Below are 19516 nucleotides of genomic sequence, written 5' to 3' on the forward strand. Positions count from 1 at the left end.
TTCTCGATACGGTTGATGCGGTTGCAGATTCTGAGTTTGAAAATGTTAAGGGTAGGGATAAGCGGGAGTTAGCTAGGGTTAATTCTTTGCTGAAGCACGCGACTACTCTTAATAGTCATGAAATTGAAAAGAAGATTGACCGTGAGGTTTTGAAGCAGTGGTTGGTGGAGTTTTTGGATATTCTTTCGGGGACTATTTCCCACGGTGATTTGCATATTCAATATGAGCGGTTAACGGTGTCTCTCGCAGATGAGCGCTTACGGGAAATTGCTCACAGGTCGGCGGCTAATCTTTATCTGGATGCGACGATTGATGCGAAGGATCTGGAAATGCGCCTAAATACTCCTGTCCATACGCTTAAGCAATCTGGTGAATTGGTGATGCCTCAGATTTTTCAGGTGCATAATCTGGGGCGTTTGGGTTTGCAGCGTAGTGAGTCCCAAACAACTAAGGTTGAGGCGATTATTAATCATCTTTTAAATCTTGATCCCACCACTAGGGTGATTGATTTTAAAAAGTTTGCCAAGAGTCAAGATGGTTTTTGGTTCCGCGATTCTCGTGGGTCTAATGATTTTAAATCGGCAAAAACTTTTACGATCGTCGGGACTCCCTGTGCCAATATTGCCATGCTTCGTGCGGATTATGTGGCGATGACGGGGTTACATCCTGTGGATAAAGATCCTGCTTTTGCAGCGTTTGTTGATCGACATATTTTGGCTACCGTTATGCAATGTTTTGGGAGGAAAGCAGGCGATCGCTTTAATCAGGGTGACAAGATTTATTTCTTATCAGATTTTGATCTGGGTAATATACCCCATACTCTGATTAAGTCTGGTGATATTACTCCTGATGCGATGTCTAATTTGGAGCTTCTACAACTCAAGGTATCTCAGGTAATTAATTCAGTTACCGATGGTGGTTTTGATTTGCTCAATGCGTCAGAACGTCAGTTATGTGACTATTTTGGAATTAAGCGTGGAGTGTTGCTTTACCATTTTGATTGGATCAACCCGTTATTAGATAACCTATATAACCAATTGATCCAATGTCCAAAAGAAAATCTGGTATCTCTTACTGATTCTCAGGATCTAGAAGTTGTTGAGCTTTGGGCTGGTGCTACTGAGTTGTTTTTGGCTGAAGAGATACCGACAAAGGAGACTTTGACTGGTATATTTGAGTTCTTCGTGCAACATATCCCAACCTATTTGCATACTTATGTTATCTTGATGCTTTCTACTGATGCGCGTTATAAGTTGTTCTCAAATTTGTCTCTCTTGGCAGTTAGTGAATAATCATTGCTGCTGAGCTTTCCCAAGCTACTGTTTTATTTAATAGCTTACTGATCAGTAATTGATAAGCGATCGCGATTTCGTCATCGGTGAGAAACTTAGCTATGTGGCTGGCATAGGATGGCTTTATTTGAGACTTGCTAAACCATCGGTTTAATAAAGCTGTAGAAATCTGCATGGGCGTAGTGATTCGTTCTATTTCTATTTCAACTTTTAAACCCACCTTCTCAAAAGTCGATCGCAAATCATCAATATCCCAATTTGTCATTGAGTCATCAGGATTGGCATAGATTGCTTCTTCTGCTTGCATCCAGCGATCACCAAATTCATGGGGTAAATCGATCAATCGATAAATTCGCTGCGTGTGTTTGGGAATTGATTCATAGAGAGCGATTTTGCCCTCAGGCTGTAGGAGATTTGCTAATTGTTGAATGCAAGCTAATTTGTCAGGTTCGCGCATCAGTGCGTTATAGCCAATAATTGCTTCAAAACGCATAGAGGCGATCGCTTCAGGAAGTTCTATTAAAGAGCCGTACATAACAGTTGGGCGCAAAAGTTCGGGTAAACTTGCTGCTTGTTCTTGCAAAGCGATCGCTTCAGATTCTTGATAAGTCAGCGCATAGACTCCGCCTTCTGGAACCGAGCGCAATGCTTCCCATGTCAATAATCCTGTGGCTGCATTTAAGTTGAGAACTACATCATGACGTTGTAGCGATAATTGGGAGAATAGGCGATCGCGTATTTTGGCTAATCTTTCCCCTGCCTGTCCGATGGTGCGTTGTAACCAGCGATCGCTTTTGGTGTCGGTGGGGCTAAAGGTGAGGATTTCAGGCAATTCTATGACTACACCGCTTACCATTGCTGCTAATTGCGCTTCGCGGCGGCGTTCTACTTGTAACTTAATTGTGGCTTCTGCGCCTTGATCTGATGGTTGATAGAAGACCTGTCCTTGCAAACTACTGGGTAAATATTGCTGCTCGATCCAATGGTCGCGATAGGCGTGGGGATAGAGATAGCCTGCTCCATGACCGAATCCTTTTTTATCGCGACTGCTATCTTTGAGGGGATTTGGAACATCAGATTGACGTTCCTGCTCAACGGCGGCGATCGCATCGAAGAATCCCATGAGACTATTTGATTTGGGAGCATTGGCAAGATAGAGGGTGGCTTGGGCTAAATGATAGCGACCTTCGGGTAAGCCAATGCGGTCAAAGGCTTCAGCACAAGCATTCACCACCACCACTGCTTGCGGGTCGGCAAGTCCGATATCTTCGCTCGCTAAAATTAGCAATCGTCGCAAAATAAAACGGGAATCTTCGCCTGCATAGACCATTTTGGCTAGCCAATAGAGAGCCGCATCGGGATCGGAACCACGCACACTCTTGATGAAGGCGCTAATCGTATCGAAGTGAGCATCGCCTTCTTTGTCATAGAGAACTGCTCTTTGTTGAATCGATTCTTCGGCTACGGCTAAATTAATAGCGATCGCCCCATTCTCATCGGGTTCCGTTGTCTCGACGGCTAGTTCCAAGGCATTCAGCAATGACCTTGCATCACCGTTAGCGACATTGGCTAAATGGGCGATCGCTTCTTCGGTAACATTGACTTTGAGGTTGCCGTAACCTCTTGGGCGATCGCTAATTGCTTGTTCTAATACTCGCCGCAAATCCGCTTCGGTTAATGGTTTTAATTGGAATAATCGCGATCGGCTGACTAGGGCTTTATTGACTTCAAAGAAGGGATTCTCGGTAGTTGCACCGATGAGAATGATTGTGCCATTCTCTACCCAAGGTAGTAATGCGTCCTGTTGGGATTTGTTGAAGCGATGCACTTCATCGACAAAGAGAATCGTGCGCTGATTATGATAACCCCGTTGGGTTTGGGCGGTTTCGATCGCTTCTCTGATTTCTTTTACACCTGCGAGGACGGCATTGATGGCGATGAAGTGGGCATTGGTGGTGTTGGCAATGATGCGAGCTAGGGTGGTTTTGCCTGTTCCAGGGGGACCATAAAAGATGAGGGATGATAGGCGATCTGCTTGAATGGCACGGCGGAGCAGTCTTCCTTGTCCGAGGATATGTTCTTGTCCGATGAATTCATCAAGGTGGCGCGGACGTAGGCGATCGGCGAGGGGGGCTTCTGATGCGGTGATTTGTTGGCGGTGGTTCTCGAATAGGTTCATGGGGTGGGCGATCGCACTTTTCAAAAGATATTTGGATAATATTCGGATAGCGACTTGTTACGAATTGAGAGCTAGAGATTAGAATTATTGTATTGAAAATTCACTCAACGTATTCACTATGCAAACATTAGCTGTTACTGAAGCTATCACGACGATCGCTGAAGCTGAGAAAAAATTTGGCTTGAGTCGTAGTGAATCGAAGGATTTTTTTATAGAGTGGTATGACCAATTACCAGAGATTAATTCTAGCGATCGCGCCAATCTTGAGATTTTATGGCGGCGTTATATTTATCATCGTTCTGGTGGACATTTGCTAGAGAGTACGGTGATGCTATTACTCGTCTCGCCATTGCTAACGATCGCTGGTTTATACGATCCTCCTTTTCGGATTAAGGCGGAGGAGTCGATTGCGATCAATATTTCTGATAGTGAAGAGACTTTACAGGGGCGCATCGATGTGTTGGTATTGCGCGATCGCCTGTGGATTATTGTTTTGGAGTCAAAGAAAACGATGCTTTCGGTTTGGTCTGCTTTGCCTCAGACTTTAGCTTATTTGATGGCTAGTCCAAATGGCGATCGCCCTACTTTTGCGATGTTGACGAATGGTGATGATATTGTATTTGTGAAGCTAGAGGGTAAGCAATATGGGATGTTGCAGGTTTTGGCTCCTCTGGTTAATCGGGGTGAGTTAGAGGTGGCATGGCAAGTTTTACGCAAGATTGCAGAAATAGAGGTTTGATGTTTTTATACTTCAATCTGGTGGATGCCAACCAATTGCAAACCAACGTTTACGAGTAGCAACAATGACAGCATTATTCATCCGCAAAGCGATAACTGTTGCACGTCCGATCGGGCTTAAACCTTCAATTTGAGAGGCATCATTATTCCATTGAAAATGCTCCTTCCAATTTTGTTGTCGGGGATTAAACAAAGCTACAATTTCGCCTGTTAATGGATTGATCGCTTCTGTGGTGTCAGATTTATATTCATTGCAAGTTCGACAGGCAAGGCATAGGTTTTCAATGGTATTTAGCCCTCCTTTTGAAACTGGTTGAATATGATCAATTGTCATAGGCATACCGCTATTTGCTTCGGTTGTGAGGCAATAGCAGCAACGCTTATGGTCAATTGATTCTATTTGCGATCGCAGATTTTGGGAAATATAGCCTGACACAAAATCTACCCTGCTAGTCTGGAAACGTTATGTCCGCGCCATTTTAGGATTGCGGCGGCTTGGGATTTGCGTAACATGAAGCGATCGCTATCTTTACGCAGGTTGTCTAATTCCAGTCTTTCGGAATCAGTAAGTCCTGTATCTTGTTGTTTAGACAATAGGGATTCGTAGCGTTCCATTTCTAATTGAGTTTTTTGGCTACGCGCAATTTGCCATAGTGAATCGTCGTCAAGTCGATCTAAGCTGGCAAGGTCGGTTTGAAATTCTTCGGGTACGTCTTTCCATGTTGGTGGACTGCCAATTTGCAAGGCTTGTAAAATTATGTCTTCTAGCGATCGCTGGGTTGCTCCTGCCGCGATCGCTAAGCGTTGGTACAAAGCTTCTGGTATTTGTAAAGTAACGGTTTCAGCCATATTTTTTGCAAATATTTGAGATCGCCCGAAAATATCAATAGGGTTATTATAATATATTCAAGAAAATAAGAATTTGAGGAGTAAATAATTTGCCAGCGAGAGATTCCATTCATGAGGCTGTAAAAGAAGCAGTTATTAAAGATGGATGGGAAGTAACTGACGATCCCTATGTTATTTCCTATGGCGATCGTTTTTTATTTGTCGATCTGGCGGCAAGTGGCTTTATCGGTGTTCGGCAGGGAAACAAACAAGTTGCGATTGAAATTAAGCAGTTTCGCGGTCAGTCCCAAGTTGTTGATTTAGAGCAAGCGATCGGGCAATATTCTTTGTATCGCATATTGCTTAACCAGATTGACCCAGAGCGGGATCTGTATTTGGCAATTTCTGATGCGACTTATGGCGATATATTTGATGAGCCAATTGGTAAACTAGCGATCGCTGAAATTCCGTTAAAACTTGTTATCGTAAATCTAAGTACTAAGGAGATAACCCAATGGATACCATCAAATCCTATCAAGCAGTAATCAAGCAGGTAATTAGTGAGTATGCTAAGTTGCGTCCTTCTCATGGCAATATTCACCTAGAGCCGATATTTGATGATGTGAATAGTCGCTATGCGCTGATGCAGTTTGGTTGGGATCGGGAGAGACGGGTGCGGGGTAATTTGATTTATGTGAGTATTAAGGATGGGAAAGTGCTGATTGAGTATGATGGAATTGAGGGGGGGATTACTCAAGATTTGATCCAACGGGGGATTTCTGAGAGAGATATTGTGCTTGCATTTTTGCCTGAATTTGAGGTGGTTGGAGTGAAGTGAGGCTAAATAAAATCGCTAAGCGTTGATACAAGGCTTCTGGTATTTGTAAAGTAACGGTTTCAGCCATATTTCTCTCAATTCAATTTCCGCTAATTTCCACTAATGATTCACCTGTAGCCAGAATTTCTAATGCTCTAGGTAAAGTAGCAGTTAGAATCTCTTTTAATTGGGCATTGGAAGTATTACCAAACGTCAACCAAATAATTTGCGGGGGAGATCCAAGGCGTTCAACTAAATCGACAAAATCACTATCTTTGGTCATGAAAATAATTTTTTGAGCTTTACCTGCTTCAAAAATTTCAGGATCTTCTGCATCTCTTAAACCCAGATCTCGCAAAGCGAAGGCGCTTATGTTAAAGGTTCTAGAGATCCAAGGTGCGATCGCTGGTGATAAATGGGCATCAATCCAGATGGTCATGCGACTAATACAGGATGATTGAGTTTACGCGATGCGTAGGCTAGTGCTGCTTTTAGGTCATCTCTTTCTAAATCAGGCATTTCTTCTAAAATCTCTTCGACACTAAGTCCTGCTACAAATAGATCGAGAACATCTGAGACGCGAATTCTCATGCCACGAATACAGGGACGACCGCCGCATTGTTTGGGATTAATTGTAATTCTTTTAAGTAGTTCTGGCATTTGAATAGTTCTCTAACACTTTTTTCTAGTATAAGTGAGTTATATAGTATTGCATCGCTAGGCGTTGATACAATGCTTCTAGTATTTACAGAAAACTTTCCCCATGTTTTTTAATAATCCATGTTTTTACTCATGCTGTTTAATAATATAAGTATTTAATAGGAGTATTGGTTAGGTAAAAATATGGCTATCTCTGATCGAACAAAGCGTTTGCTCTGGTCTAGATCTGGCGGGTATTGCCAAAACCCAGAATGTCATCGAGACTTCTTTGTATTTTTTCAAGATGGAAATATTTCGAGTCTCGAAGAATTAGCGCACGTTATTGGTCAGAGCAATCAAGGTCCGCGTGGTAAAAGTGATTTGAGCGTTACCGAACGGGATGAGTACAACAATATAATTTTGTTGTGTCCTAATTGTCATAGTTTGATTGATAAAAATCCTCTACAGTTTTCCGTAAAAACACTTCAAAATTGGAAACAGCAGCACGAAGAAGCTATAAAGCTTGTTTTTGTTGTCCCAGTCTATAGAGAACGTCAAGACTTGGCAAAATCAGTTCATAAATTATTACGCATTAATAAAGTAATATTTCAACAATATGGTCCACACTCTTTGTATGCGATAGATCCTTTTTCAGATGCGGTAAAGGATTGGAAGCGTCATGTTTTAGCTGATGTCATTCCAAATAATCGGAAGATTGCAAATTTGTTGAGTGTAAATGAACATCTATTGACTGAAGATGAAAAACATATCTTAGATATGTTTACTTTGCATCAGCAGGCTTTTGAGTATAATCATGTCTCTGGAGACAAGACGGCATGTGCGCCTCTTTTCCCTAAAGAAATGAACAATATCTTGCGAGGTGAATAAAGTGCCTGAGTATGGACGCTACGAGAAACTGCCTAGACCTGAATCTATTGATAAGTTTATCGATTACCTCAGATCAAACAAGAGAATTATTAGTAGTGTGACACAAGAAGGAGAACAGCTTGTTAACATCAATCGATTACAGAAACCCCCACTCCTAGTCTTTATGACAAACATATATATCGTAGGGTTAGCGGATGTTTTAGAGATCCTTACACAAAATGATAATTTGGGAACAATAGTCACGATGAGTGAATGGAATGGCTACACGTCTGAAGCTAAAAATTACTGTCGAGAACAGCGAATTGGACTATTTAAATTCAAAGAATTTCTTGGAGCAATCTATTTTGATGGAGATCAGTACCTTAATTACATTTCTCCAGAAGAGCGTGAACAAAAACGTCGGCTTGGCAGGAGAAATTAAAATTTATGCATTTGGTTCATTGATTCATTCATGTTCACCAAATGATATTGATCTAGTTATAGTATTCAACCATTCAAGACATGATGTATTTGATATACTTGTTTATCGTCAGTATCTTCGACAGGATTGTTTTGCTGAGTTTAACTTGCCCGCTGATGTTTGCATTCTTACACAACAAGAAATACAGAATAATCTTTTTCTCCAAGAAGAAGGAGCTATTTTGGTATATGGCTAAATATCTGATGAAGTTAGTTAATAATTTTAAAATAATCTGTTTAATTGCTAATACTGAGGGATATTTTGCGATCGCTCTTGATGATGATAAAAGGAGATCCCCTAACTTGTCCACTCTTCCACTTGCAAATTAGCAATATTTTCAAAATCAGACAGATTGCGCGTTAATAGAATTGACCCGTTAGAAATAGCGATCTTTGTAAGACTGACGATATTCTCTACCGATCGCGATCGCCTCTTCAAAACTGGGATCATCAGCAAATACGCCCACGATATTTTCCCACCAAGGCTTGATAGTATTTGCACTATTTAATAAAGAGAGTTTTAATTGTGTAACTTCAGCTTCAATTTTTGATAGACGTTCTTCAACTTTAGATGGAGACATAATTAATTTTAGAACAGTAAATTTGCCATCAATTATAGCCTACATTGATAGAAGGGATGCGATCGCGCTTGATGATGACAAAAGGCGATCGCTTAAAGTCCCTTGCGCTTAACTAATTCCATGAGCTTACGCTTACGGACATTTACCTCAACTAATTGATTGCGATAGCTGAGCCATTCCTTTTCTTTTTTAAGGGTTTGATAGCCATTGCGTACTTGTTCCAGCCAAGTGATCGCCTGTTCATAATCATCGGATTTACCGCGAGCAATAATATCCTCAGCCAGAGATTGCGCTTTCGTGATCACCCATTGGGGATTATTTTTGATCACTGCTTGCATCACTTGTAATCTGTTGTGATATGGGCAATAATTAGTATTAGCGATCGCGATCGCCTCATCAAATAGCCCTTCTTCTAAAAAGATATTGACCTTGGCTTCAGCAGTATCAAAAGAATCGAGTTGCAATAAATATTTGATCAAAATATCCTTAGTCTTTTTCCATTTATTCTTAGTCAAGTCACGGATTTGGTGATAAGTAGCGAGGGAAGGTTTGAGCTTAAACGCAATGATCTTGGCATTTAGTAGGATCTCTGTCTCTCCTAAACTTTCGGCTAAACCTGCTGTCCACTCCGCAAACTCCACTGTCCGATAGCGTTTGGCATCCTCGTCTTGTAATTGCAATCCCTTATGGGCAATATATAAAGCCTGCTTCTCCAAACCATGCTCTAGTAACTGCTGCGCGATCTCAAAAGCTTGATGTTCGTCTTGGACATTCTCTGATTCCGCGATCGCTTCATCATGCCGACCTAACTGGAGCAGCATATTTATATAATTGGTAAATGTGCCAGCATCTTTAGCCAGATTGAGATATTCATCAAAACGCTCTTGGGCTTGCAAAATTCTGAGGCGAATGCTCACTAATTGATATTGATTTGTTTCGTGAGTATAGATATTTCCTCCCTTATGAATAGTTGTCCTTTTCCTTTTAAATTGTGTTGAGATTTTGGCAGAGTCATGATCAAGATTTTCTGGCTTTGCTTTACCTTGCAGCACTGCTTGTAAATAGGGATCATCCCAACCCTGTATCAAGGCGGCGAGACTAAAATCAAGTTGTGCACAGAGTGTATCCTGTGTGCCTTCGATTTCTGTCACCCATTTTTGACGCTCCTTCACCGAAAAATCTGTCCAGAGAATTGCCTCAGCCATGGCGAGATCGAGATGATCGGTTAAGTTCTCCACATCACCCAAATAGTTTTCGATTTCTTCTGTGTAGTTACATAATTCTTCAGCGATCGCATACAACATCACAAAAGCCCTAAAGCTATCTCCTGTCTCTAGAAATACCTTTGTCTTTTCGATTTCTTCGTAAATCACATCTGTAAAGGGATCATCTTCATCACTATAGCTATATTCATAATCGCTTAGTGACTTCCGTAATGTATAGGCTAATTGCCGACGAAAAGGCGATCGGTCAATTTCAGGGTGCTTAGTTGCGGTCTTACTAGCTTTAGATTTCGATGAAGCCTTAGCGGCTTTAGCAGATTTCGACTTGTTTTCTTTAATGCTGTTTAAAAGTTGGATCTGAATATCAATGAGATCTACTAAGTCAGGGGATTGGATAGTGAGGTTATGTAATAGTTTGCGGGTTTGCTCTAGATCCAGTTTTTCGAGCATTTGGACTAGGCTAGGACGCTCTTCGATCTTGGGTTGCTCCATACCCACTAATAGTACTGCCACGATATGTTTACACCAACCACCAAAATCGTAGGGGCAAGAGCACTGTGCTGATTGAATACCGCGATCGCTAAAGCCGATACTTACGCGATAGTAAGTGCTTCCTGCTACTGTGGCTTGCAGGGTTTGATCTCGCCAAAATAAATCTTGCACTGATTGCGATCGCGCATATTCTTTGCCACGCTGAAAAGATTTATCGCTGGCATTTTGGCGAATCACTGATTCACTTATTTTTAGTGCAGGCATATGCAACTCATTCTCTTTGTTATGGTGATTTTACTATGAGATTGGTGATCATCATTACTTCTAGTAAATTTCTCGTAAATAATTAAATCCTTCGACTTTTTAGGCTCTTCAATCTTGTTCTTGATTGTATTTTCTTGATTGTATTTTAAGGATAGACAATCTGGATTCATTATCTCTGTCTTACCTCAATTTTGATGCTTGAGGCAACTGACGGATAACGTTATCCGTCAACTTGAAAATTGGCATAAAATGCTTGTTATAGCTGCCGCCAGTTTTGTTGGGACAAAATCAAAACCCCAAAGAGAGTTGCCACGCTCCGCGCGGCAACTCTCTTTGGGGTTTTATGTCCTGATACAGTTGGCGGCAGCTATAAATGGACTATTTATAAGCATAAATTAATCTGTAGATGTTGAACTTGTTTTATGAATTTATTTGAAAAGCAGCATAGTTTATAAAAAAATCCAAACATAAGTTACACTGCTTAAGTGTTGTTTACCAAGATATCCTGTGACCAAGATTATTGCCCTGTTTAATCAGTCTGGTGGGGTTGGCAAAACTAGTCTAACCATGAATCTGGGATACCAACTCTCCCAACGCGATCGCAAAGTCCTGCTCGTCGATATGGATCCGCAATCATCATTAACATCATTTCTAGGACTTGATATCTACCAACTAGACAAGACTATTTATCAGTCCATCACTCAGTACGAGAGCTTACCAATCCATCACAATATTCATGGCATGGATTTAGTGCCATCCAATATTCAGTTGAGCGCCGCCGAGATGGAATTGGTCTTAGCTGAATTTCGAGAAGTGCGTCTCAAAGATGCGATCGCTACTGTCCAAGAACAATATGATTTCATTCTGATCGACTGTCCTCCCAGTCTCGCTATCCTTAGCTATATCAGCCTGATTGCCGCTACCCATGTGTTAGTCCCAATTCAAACCCATTACAAAAGTCTAGTGGGCTGTAACTTATTGCTAGAAACCGTTGCTCGTGTCCGTCAAAGGGCTAATCGTAACCTTAAAGTTGCAGGTTTTATTCCCACCATGCACGAAGGACAAACCCTGCAAGCAAAAACTAGCCTCAGTACTATTCAGACTCAACTCTCATCAATTGCCATTGTTTATCCTCCCATTCCAAGGACGATCGCTTTCCCCGACTCGGCGCAAATGCACGAACCTTTAGGATTACATTCCCCAAAGCACCCAGTTATCGATATCTTAAATCAAATTACAGATTCATTGGAGACAATTTAATGGCTAGCAAGCGACCTTTACCCGCTTATCAAATTAGCAATGTTCGCCTATTGGATGAACTGACCCCAGCAACTAATCAGACAGTTAAAATAGATCTGATTCAATTGCCAATTAAGCAGCCGCGACGATATTTCGATCCGCAAAAGATGCAGCAACTTGTGCAATCGATCCAAGAACATGGCATCTTGGAACCGCTATTAGTTCGTCCTTTAGCAAACGGACAGTATGAATTAATTGCAGGGGAAAGAAGATTTCGGGCTGCCCAAATTCTTGAACTAGACACAGTACCTATAATCAGTAAAGATGTTACGGACAAAGAAGCAATCCAAATAGCTCTTGTCGAAAATTTGCAGCGTGAAGACTTAAATCCCGTCGAAGAAACTGAGGCTATTCTAGAGTTATTATCCCTTTCCCTTGACATTGAGATCAGTGATATTACGTCTACTTTAAACCAAGCAGCCAATGCTAAAAAAAGGGGATTAGAATTGACGGATAACGTTACCCGTCAACTTGAGGCGATCGAATCTCTGTTAGCTAATGTTGGTAGATTTAACGCTGAATCCTTTCGCACAAATCGTTTGCCGCTATTGAATATGCCTGATGATGTTTTAGAAACCTTGCGTCAGGGCAAATTAGAATTCACCAAAGCAAGAGCGATCGCCCGTATTCGGGATGGGGCGCAACGGCAAGAATTACTTGAGGAGTCTATCTCTCAAGATCTGTCGCTCTCTCAAATTAAGGCTAGAATTTCTGCTATTAACTCTGTTAAAGATTTGACGGTAACAGAGCCTTCTCTCAAAGACTTGATGAGTGAGGCTTTCACGACAATGAAAAAATCAAAGGTTTGGGACAATCCTAAAAAAACTAAAAAGCTTGCCAAGCTACTAGCAGAAATGGAAACTTTAATTCAGGATGAGTAAAACTCATTGAGGTTAAGCTCTATAGGTGTTTCGGGGATGTCAAACATGATAAACGGCTCGATACTTTTAATGACGGGTGTTTCAGCTATCAAAGACCTCTGAGGCTAAAACTATTGCACATCAAGCATTTTAGCCATTTAAGCTAAAGTACCTCCCCGAAGCGCCTATTGAGCCAAGTATCTGACGTAGCTTTACTAATTGAAAGGTTAAGCGAATTGGTTAAGAAAGATTCGAGACTTAGAGATTTATTCAAATAAACCACCCATGCCCCAACCACCCCTCCCTCAACCCCACCTCGATCGCACCCCAATCACCTTCGAGCAATACGACGAATACACACCCCAAAAACTAGAGCTATGGGACGGCTTCTATAACTATGGAGGTCAAGACATGACAGGCTTTCACCTTGCCATCCTTACCAATATGGGACTACGCGCCGCCGTTAGCCATGTCCCGATCGCTCAATGGTTAGCCGCCATCCAAGAGGTAGCTTTGCAAAATCCCAAGCTGGACGATGCTTTGCGCGATCGCTTAGTGCGAGCGAGCGCTGAGTTGAATGTGATCGCTGAGATTTTGGAGGAGTAGCCAATTACTAACCCACTCAAAGTATTTGACTAACTATTAATTCAGTATTCTCTTCAGGAGAATTCAGTTCAGGTAGTGGTTGTGGAAGTTCTGAACCTTCTATGATCTTTGTAGGAGTATCGGTTATTGGTGATGCAACTAATGAAGGGTAAAGCCATCCTGAGAATAACTTAGTCATTTGCGGCATCAGCAGATAGGTCATTGTCGGAACAGCGATCGCGGTAATAATTGCCACCCGAAATACTAAAGGCAAGTTTAATAACTGCTCTTTAAGAATTAGAGAGATCAAAGTAATTAATGGGAATACAGCCAACCAAGTAACCACAGTCATTTTGTAGCGAGGTGGAGGTGTAATTGATCTGTTGCCAGCAAGAGTAAACCAAGTTTCTAAACCAGTTAATACCTGAATCTGAGGTGGGCTGACAGTGAGTGATTCGGCTATATCAAACCAGTACCTACGTTCTGGCGAAGCCTCCCAATTACGGAGATTGCTAAGACGGTCGAACTTAAAAATGATGCGATACTCTGGATCGTCGGAATTAACTGGAGGAAAAATCGTACTACCCAAATGACCATGAAATTTTTCACAGGCAGAGGTGATGCCCAATAAAAACAATTCAAATTCGGCTTTACATTCTGGTTTAACCCGTCTGGAAATTACAACAGTTACCGTTGGATCGTTAAAAAGGCTTTGGGATTGTGACATGATTGATTTTTCCTTGACAATTGTTATAGAGACAGAGGTAAAACTAGAAAAGAATAGCAATTGTCTACTGTCCGCGTCCGTTGTAGAAGAACAAAATTAGCCCATGCCCTCACTCATCCCACCCCTGAATAGTTGCGTAGCCCGCATGACCCTAGGCGAAAAGTGCTTGGCGGTGAGACTAGAGCAGAAGCTCGATGACGATTATCTAATTTGGTATGACGTACCCATCGGCAAAAAGCAACTGCACCCCGATTTTATTGTGCTGCACCCACGGAGAGGTTTATTAGTTCTAGAGGTCAAAGACTGGAAAATCGACACCATTCTCAGCGTCACAAAAGCTAATTGGACGATCGCCGATCGCCACACCAACGAACCCAAACAAGTAAAAAATCCCCTAGAACAAGCGCGAAGGTATGTACTTCATGCAGTGAAGCTATTAGAACGTGATGCCGAGCTTGTCCATGCGATCGCCAGAAACTACGCTGGTAAATGCATCGTCCCCTATGGCTATGGCGTGGTATTTACCAACATCACGAGATCGCAGCTTGAGAAATCAGGAATAGAACAGGTGATCGAGTCCAACTTGGTTATCTGCCAAGATGAAATGCTTGAGGGGATTGATCAAGAGGAGTTTAGACAACGATTGCGGGACATGTTCCCGTACCAATTCGATACCCCCCTTTCACAACAACAAATTAACCGCATCTGTTGGCATATTTTCCCAGATTTAGATGATTACTTAAATGACATGATCGATAGTTTACCTAGCGATAGTTCTATTCCAGAGAAGATTTCTCTTAATAGCAGTATAGATAAGATCCTGAGAAAATACGCTTATATCGATCTTGAAGTAGATCTGACAGAAGAAATTCATCGAATAGGTTTAGCATCTTTAAGTCTGGAGCAAGACTTTAAAATAATTGAATCTGCTCAAACAAGCTTAGAGTCTTTACGCGACCAAGGCTTACATATTTGTGGACATAATTTTCGTCGCTTTGATTATAAATATCTAATTACTCGGTTTCCGACGCTCGATCCTTGGGCAATTATCGACACGTTAGAGCTTTCGATCATCGCATTTCCCTTAGAGCGATCGCACAAGCTCAACAAAGACTACAAGCTCAGCGAATATGCCACCAATAATCCCCTTGAAGATGCTCTCGCGACTAGAAGCCTATTAGAGGCAATTTTAAATGTTCTGAAGACTAAGCCAGCAAAACTTTTGGATATATACGCTTATTTGTTCAGTTGCGGAGAAGACTTAGCCAGTGAGGCATATCGTCAATTTTTTGGTATGGATAAATGCTTGTTATCTAATACTAATGATCTACCACCAGAGGCGATCGCCGAGCTAGATATCGAAAACTTCATTAGCTTGATCGATCAAGCAACCACATTTAATTTTGACCAAAAGTTATGTGTAGCTGGAATACTTGCTTGGAATTATGAATCTAACATCACTAAAACAAAACAGCCGTTAGGAGGATGGATAAGCCGACTCCCAGATTTCCCTTCTATTTTCAACCAGTTACGCCCAGTTAAATTTCCACGAGAATTTACGTATCAACCATATTTAAAAGACTTTAAGGTTTCAGGCTTTCGTTCGATCCAAGAAAAAGCTATACAAGATATTCTTGCGGGTAAAAATCCTCTAATATTGATGGCAACGGGTGGCGGCAAATCCCTCTGCTATCAGCTTCCTGCTTGGATGCTATCTCAGCGGCAAAAAGGCTTTACTATCGTTATCTCGCCTCTTCAAGCCTTAATGGAAGATCAAGTAAAAGGACTCGAAGAAAAAGGGTTTATTTTTTCTACCTTTATCAATGGGAATATTACAGCATTTGAAAGGCGAGAGAGATTAGATGAATTACGGAATGGAGGAAAAGATCTCCTCTTTATCAGCCCCGAACAATTGCGATCGCCTAGCATCAGATCGTTGCTTGAAGAACGTTTACCATCCCTAATCGTGTTTGATGAGGCACACTGTATCAGCCAATGGGGACATAATTTTAGACCAGATTATCGTTATGCTCCTAAATTTATTGTCGAACTCTATCAAGAGCAAAAGCGCGATTTACCTCTAATGGCATTTTTGACTGCAACTGCTACACTTGATGTACAGTCAGATATTAAAAAACTATTTGAAGAAGATTATGGCATCAAGATTACCGAAATATCCTCAAGCAGTATTCGGAAAAATCTAAAATATCGGATTGTATCCGCTAATAAGCAAGATAAAGATAGATTAGTTATCGAACAAGTTAGAAGTGCGCTCTCACAGGAAGGAGCGATTCTAGTCTATACAGCAACTCGTAAAAACACTGAGAAAATAGCAGGTTTGCTCAATGAAAATCAAATTGATGCAAGATTTTATCATGGCAAAATCTCAAGAGAAGATAAGCAAGAAATTTTAGAAAAGTTTAAAGCCAAAGAAGTAAATGTAATTGTGGCGACTTGTGCTTTTGGCATGGGAATTGATCGCCCAGATGTGAGATCGGTCATTCATTACAGTATAACTGGCAATTTAGAGTCATACGTCCAAGAAGCAGGAAGGGCAGGTCGAGACGAGCATCCAGCTATCTGCACCTTACTATTTGACCCTCAAGATGCTGACACAACTTTCTTTCTTCAGAGTCTAAATCAGCTATCAGAAACCGATTTGCGTAACTTATTTATTGCCGTGCGCTCTCTCCGCGATCGCATTCACTCTGGGAAGGGGAAGGTTTTAGAAGATTATTTCTGGGTGTCGGTAAATGAAATATTCCAAAGTAGCGACCTCGACGAAGAATTCGCTCTAGATTACGAACAGAAAGATACAAAAATCAAAGTAGCACTACAATATCTCGAAGCCTTCGGCATGGTCGAACGGGCAGAAAATCAATCTACTTTCGTAGAATTTGAACTTCTTCAACAATCTCCTGAAGATTCTCATAAATTATTCGCTCTCTATGCTCGTGCTAATAATTTAACCAAGGAACGGATAGAGGAATTTCACAGATTGATTTCAGCTATGCACATTGCTAAAGCTTACTGCCAAGATAAAACAGCACCTTATCCCCTAGAACAGTTGAGCGAACGCGCAGGTATCAATATCAAAGTTCTAAATAAGTATATTAAAGAATTGGATATGGCAAATGTATGCACATCCAAGATCCCAATCACTCTACTCATTACTAAAATTGATAAAGGTAATAGGAAGAATGATGCCAGAAACATTTATGAAAAGCATAAAATTTTAGAAGAGCAGATCGTTGAAGAGATCGTAAATCTCATAGGCGATCGCGAACAAATGCAAATCAACTGTAAAGGACTAGCTACAAGACTAGATCCGTCTCATACTCAAAAATTGAGTGCGAGGAAAATTCTGGAAATTTTAGAGGGGTGGAAATTCTTAAAATGGCTGGATTTAAAGCAGTTTAATCGCGATGTGGTAATAGTAAATAACTTTTCTGTACCCGAATATTTAGATACCCATAGAATTTTTATTGAAAAGATAATTGAGGTCATATATTCATCTCTTGGCGAACTTAGTGGATCTAAGCTTCATCTAAGACAAGATTTAGTTCAATTGCTTTTAGCAGTAAATCAGCTTTCTAGTCCGATAGTCTGGGAATTACAGGATTTAGAAACAGCCTTAGCTTGGATGCATCGCCATAGAATCGTAAGAATTGCCGATGGATTAAACCTGTTTCAGCAATCTATGAAAGTTAGAGTAATTAAGACTGCTAAGGTAACAAAAATCGAAAGAGAATATCCAAGAACGGTCAAGCTTCATTACGAAGAGCAAGTCCGCCGAACTCACATCATGCTTGACTATGGCGAACGGCACAAACAAAAAGATTGCGACCCACAGGAGTATATAGAGAAGTATTTTTCTCTCTCACGTGAGGGATTTACTAACGCTTATCCCAACACCGATGACGATGCTGCTAAGCGACCAGTTACCCAGCAAGATTACGATCTTATTGTCAGTCCACTCAATCCCGTACAGCATGAAATAGTTTTGTCTGAAGCTCCAGCAATATCGGTCATCGCAGGACCCGGCTCTGGCAAAACTCGCACCATCGTCCACCGTATAGCCTATCTAGTTAAAGTCAAAAGGATAGACCCCGCTCGTATTATTGCTTTAGCTTATAACCGCAATGCTGTTCGAGAGCTAAGAATGCGTTTGCAGACTCTGATTGGAGCCGCAGCTTCTCGGCTTAGGGTTAATACTTTTCATGGACTAGCCTTAGCTATTCTTGGGCGTACTGTCGATCCGACGCGCATTTCTTCGCAAGATTTAAATAGTCTATTCGCCAATCTAATAAAAGATGCCTGCGACTTAATTGAGGAAGATATAGAAGATGAAGAGCGGCAATTACAGATTATTAAGCTTCTAGGCTGTACCGAGTATCTCTTTGTAGATGAATATCAAGATGTTGCCGAGCAAGAATATCGCTTGGTAAAACTAATTGCGGGATTGCAAAATCAAAGTGCTGAAGAGCAATCTCGCTCAGTCCAAACTAATATTTGTGTAATTGGTGATGACGATCAAAACATCTATGAATGGCGCGGCACTAGCAATAGATATATCCGATCTTTCCAAGCCGAATATCAAGCCAAGCAGTTTTTACTCACCGAGAACTACCGCTCTACTGAGCCGATTATTGCGGCATCAAATCGATTAATTTTACATAATAGCGATCGCCTAAAAAGTGGTGAAGATCAACAGGTCAGAATTGACAATGACCGAATAGTCCAAAGCGAATTAGAAGTGCAAGATCTCAGATTTGATAGTGTTGCCCATCAAGCAAAATACATCATGCTACAAGTAAAAAAATGGCGCGATTTAGGTATCCAATGCAACGAAATTGCCATTTTAGCCAGAAACTGGGACAACCTCAATGAAGTAAGATCCTTACTAGATCTTAAAGCTGGAATACCTACTTATTCTCTTAAAAGCGTTGGGATAAAATTAATTCGCAATCTATCAACTCAACTGTTAATTACTTACCTAGAAGAAAATTCTCATCATGTCCTTTCTAATCAAGAGTCGGTTCAATTCTACTTTGTTCAATTCTTTGAAAAGACTAGCCGAAATTTATCAGAGCCAACTGTTAAGACACTAATTAAAATTGCTGAGGATATTGATAAGGAAAGAGGATATGGCTTTGAAGATTTATCTACTCCAATTACGATTAGTGAGATTATTACCTCAATTTACGAATTCAATGAAAGCCCTGATATTGCGATCGAACATGATGAAATATTGGTTACCACCTGTCATGGAGCAAAAGGGCTTGAATTTCGCTATGTCATCTTAATTGCTGATGGTTTCTCTGAGCGTAGAGACCAAATTGAGTCTGAGCGAAGACTATTCTATGTGGGCATGACTCGCGCTAAAGAGAAACTTATCATAACTAGGACTTCGGATAGCCAGTTTGTGAGGGAGGCTGAAGCTACGCCCCATTCCATTGGAGTTTCAACTATCGATTTACCACAATTAATTTATTATGCAGACATGACCCCAAGAGATATTGGCACTGGTCAGTTAAATCGTGAGGGAGTGAAAGCCCCGTAGTGAAAGCAACTCCAGCATGGAAAGCGGTCGATGATATAGCCCGATCACCATAGCAGGAGTCTTGTTCTTCCCTAAGCTCACA

Annotated in this window: 17 protein-coding genes and 1 pseudogene; 10 read left to right on the plus strand and 8 right to left on the minus strand. The window is 41.1% G+C overall.

Annotated features, from left to right (window positions below; translation table 11 throughout):
• A pseudogene (locus PseudUWO310_RS23090) lies at positions 1-1292 on the plus strand (hypothetical protein); the annotation flags it as partial.
• On the opposite strand, the gene PseudUWO310_RS20990 reads toward PseudUWO310_RS23090, so the two are convergent.
• Complete coding sequence (locus tag PseudUWO310_RS20990) at positions 1282-3471, minus strand: AAA family ATPase (protein WP_143122394.1); 2190 nt, start codon at positions 3469-3471, stop codon at positions 1282-1284. The pseudogene PseudUWO310_RS23090 and the gene PseudUWO310_RS20990 sit on opposite strands and share 11 nt — an antisense overlap.
• A 118-nt stretch (positions 3472-3589) precedes the next feature.
• Between PseudUWO310_RS20990 and PseudUWO310_RS20995 the strand changes: the two genes are divergently transcribed.
• Positions 3590-4210 (plus strand): type I restriction endonuclease subunit R, encoded by a 621-nt coding sequence (locus tag PseudUWO310_RS20995; protein WP_143122395.1) that lies wholly within the window; start codon positions 3590-3592, stop codon positions 4208-4210.
• A 12-nt stretch (positions 4211-4222) separates the two neighbouring features.
• Here the strand turns inward: PseudUWO310_RS20995 and PseudUWO310_RS21000 are convergent, their stop codons facing one another.
• On the minus strand, positions 4223-4645 hold the full coding sequence (locus tag PseudUWO310_RS21000; RefSeq protein ID WP_143122396.1) for an HNH endonuclease: 423 nt from the start codon (positions 4643-4645) through the stop codon (positions 4223-4225).
• Between the two features lie 5 nt (positions 4646-4650).
• Complete coding sequence (locus tag PseudUWO310_RS21005) at positions 4651-5058, minus strand: hypothetical protein (RefSeq protein ID WP_143122397.1); 408 nt, start codon at positions 5056-5058, stop codon at positions 4651-4653.
• An 89-nt stretch (positions 5059-5147) separates the two neighbouring features.
• Between PseudUWO310_RS21005 and PseudUWO310_RS21010 the strand changes: the two genes are divergently transcribed.
• Complete coding sequence (locus PseudUWO310_RS21010) at positions 5148-5582, plus strand: XisH family protein (RefSeq protein ID WP_143122398.1); 435 nt, start codon at positions 5148-5150, stop codon at positions 5580-5582.
• Positions 5552-5875, plus strand: coding sequence for a XisI protein (locus PseudUWO310_RS21015; protein ID WP_143190322.1), 324 nt, complete (start codon positions 5552-5554; stop codon positions 5873-5875). The genes PseudUWO310_RS21010 and PseudUWO310_RS21015 overlap by 31 nt, the downstream gene beginning before the upstream one ends.
• Before the next feature lie 79 nt (positions 5876-5954).
• Here PseudUWO310_RS21015 and PseudUWO310_RS21020 read toward each other — a convergent pair whose 3' ends face one another.
• The gene (locus PseudUWO310_RS21020) at positions 5955-6293 is read right to left on the minus strand and encodes a DUF5615 family PIN-like protein (RefSeq protein WP_143190323.1); all 339 of its coding nucleotides are present in this window, start codon (positions 6291-6293) and stop codon (positions 5955-5957) included.
• Positions 6290-6514 carry a DUF433 domain-containing protein gene (locus PseudUWO310_RS21025; RefSeq protein WP_143190324.1) on the minus strand — a complete coding sequence of 75 codons (225 nt, stop codon included), beginning with the start codon at positions 6512-6514 and terminating at the stop codon, positions 6290-6292. The genes PseudUWO310_RS21020 and PseudUWO310_RS21025 overlap by 4 nt, the downstream gene beginning before the upstream one ends.
• Positions 6515-6697: 183 nt before the next feature.
• Here PseudUWO310_RS21025 and PseudUWO310_RS21030 point away from each other — a divergent pair, with 183 nt between their 5' ends.
• Together PseudUWO310_RS21030 and PseudUWO310_RS23095 are read left to right on the plus strand one after the other, a co-directional pair.
• Positions 6698-7381, plus strand: coding sequence for an HNH endonuclease (locus tag PseudUWO310_RS21030; RefSeq protein WP_143190325.1), 684 nt, complete (start codon positions 6698-6700; stop codon positions 7379-7381).
• 1 nt (position 7382) lies between these two features.
• The gene (locus PseudUWO310_RS23095) at positions 7383-7802 is read left to right on the plus strand and encodes a hypothetical protein (RefSeq protein ID WP_190316105.1); all 420 of its coding nucleotides are present in this window, start codon (positions 7383-7385) and stop codon (positions 7800-7802) included.
• 415 nt (positions 7803-8217) lie between these two features.
• Here the strand turns inward: PseudUWO310_RS23095 and PseudUWO310_RS21040 are convergent, their stop codons facing one another.
• Positions 8218-8421: a hypothetical protein gene (locus tag PseudUWO310_RS21040; RefSeq protein WP_143190327.1), complete on the minus strand. Its 204-nt coding sequence runs from the start codon at positions 8419-8421 to the stop codon at positions 8218-8220.
• A gap of 92 nt (positions 8422-8513) precedes the next feature.
• A complete protein-coding gene (locus PseudUWO310_RS21045; protein ID WP_143190328.1) occupies positions 8514-10400 on the minus strand; it encodes an SWIM zinc finger domain-containing protein in 1887 nt (628 codons plus the stop codon).
• Between the two features lie 507 nt (positions 10401-10907).
• Between PseudUWO310_RS21045 and PseudUWO310_RS21050 the strand changes: the two genes are divergently transcribed.
• The 3 genes from PseudUWO310_RS21050 to PseudUWO310_RS21060 all read left to right on the plus strand — a co-directional run bounded on the left by PseudUWO310_RS21050 (position 10908) and on the right by PseudUWO310_RS21060 (position 13165).
• Entirely contained in the window at positions 10908-11660 is a 753-nt protein-coding gene (locus PseudUWO310_RS21050) for a ParA family protein (RefSeq protein ID WP_143190329.1), read from the plus strand.
• Positions 11660-12580: a ParB/RepB/Spo0J family partition protein gene (locus PseudUWO310_RS21055; RefSeq protein ID WP_143190330.1), complete on the plus strand. Its 921-nt coding sequence runs from the start codon at positions 11660-11662 to the stop codon at positions 12578-12580. The genes PseudUWO310_RS21050 and PseudUWO310_RS21055 overlap by 1 nt, the downstream gene beginning before the upstream one ends.
• Positions 12581-12844: 264 nt before the next feature.
• Entirely contained in the window at positions 12845-13165 is a 321-nt protein-coding gene (locus PseudUWO310_RS21060) for a hypothetical protein (protein ID WP_143190331.1), read from the plus strand.
• A 16-nt stretch (positions 13166-13181) separates the two neighbouring features.
• Here PseudUWO310_RS21060 and PseudUWO310_RS21065 read toward each other — a convergent pair whose 3' ends face one another.
• Positions 13182-13871: a hypothetical protein gene (locus PseudUWO310_RS21065; RefSeq protein WP_143190332.1), complete on the minus strand. Its 690-nt coding sequence runs from the start codon at positions 13869-13871 to the stop codon at positions 13182-13184.
• Between the two features lie 103 nt (positions 13872-13974).
• On the opposite strand from PseudUWO310_RS21065, the gene PseudUWO310_RS21070 reads away from it, so the two are divergent.
• Complete coding sequence (locus tag PseudUWO310_RS21070; protein WP_143190333.1) at positions 13975-19434, plus strand: RecQ family ATP-dependent DNA helicase; 5460 nt, start codon at positions 13975-13977, stop codon at positions 19432-19434.
• The last annotated feature ends 82 nt before the right edge of the window (positions 19435-19516 follow it).

The sequence above is a fragment of the Pseudanabaena sp. UWO310 genome (genome assembly GCF_006861605.1).
Taxonomy (GTDB): domain Bacteria; phylum Cyanobacteriota; class Cyanobacteriia; order Pseudanabaenales; family Pseudanabaenaceae; genus Pseudanabaena.

Excerpts from the sequence above, each read along its gene's own strand:
- PseudUWO310_RS20990 (WP_143122394.1), bottom strand. The coding sequence starts at position 3,471 with ATGAACCTATTCGAGAACCACCGCCAACAAATCACCGCATCAGAAGCC.
- PseudUWO310_RS20995 (WP_143122395.1), top strand. The coding sequence starts at position 3,590 with ATGCAAACATTAGCTGTTACTGAAGCTATCACGACGATCGCTGAAGCT.
- PseudUWO310_RS21005 (WP_143122397.1), bottom strand. The coding sequence starts at position 5,058 with ATGGCTGAAACCGTTACTTTACAAATACCAGAAGCTTTGTACCAACGC.
- PseudUWO310_RS21015 (WP_143190322.1), top strand. The coding sequence starts at position 5,552 with ATGGATACCATCAAATCCTATCAAGCAGTAATCAAGCAGGTAATTAGT.
- PseudUWO310_RS21020 (WP_143190323.1), bottom strand. The coding sequence starts at position 6,293 with ATGACCATCTGGATTGATGCCCATTTATCACCAGCGATCGCACCTTGG.
- PseudUWO310_RS21025 (WP_143190324.1), bottom strand. The coding sequence starts at position 6,514 with ATGCCAGAACTACTTAAAAGAATTACAATTAATCCCAAACAATGCGGC.
- PseudUWO310_RS21030 (WP_143190325.1), top strand. The coding sequence starts at position 6,698 with ATGGCTATCTCTGATCGAACAAAGCGTTTGCTCTGGTCTAGATCTGGC.
- PseudUWO310_RS21040 (WP_143190327.1), bottom strand. The coding sequence starts at position 8,421 with ATGTCTCCATCTAAAGTTGAAGAACGTCTATCAAAAATTGAAGCTGAA.
- PseudUWO310_RS21045 (WP_143190328.1), bottom strand. The coding sequence starts at position 10,400 with ATGCCTGCACTAAAAATAAGTGAATCAGTGATTCGCCAAAATGCCAGC.
- PseudUWO310_RS21055 (WP_143190330.1), top strand. The coding sequence starts at position 11,660 with ATGGCTAGCAAGCGACCTTTACCCGCTTATCAAATTAGCAATGTTCGC.
- PseudUWO310_RS21060 (WP_143190331.1), top strand. The coding sequence starts at position 12,845 with ATGCCCCAACCACCCCTCCCTCAACCCCACCTCGATCGCACCCCAATC.
- PseudUWO310_RS21065 (WP_143190332.1), bottom strand. The coding sequence starts at position 13,871 with ATGTCACAATCCCAAAGCCTTTTTAACGATCCAACGGTAACTGTTGTA.
- PseudUWO310_RS21070 (WP_143190333.1), top strand. The coding sequence starts at position 13,975 with ATGCCCTCACTCATCCCACCCCTGAATAGTTGCGTAGCCCGCATGACC.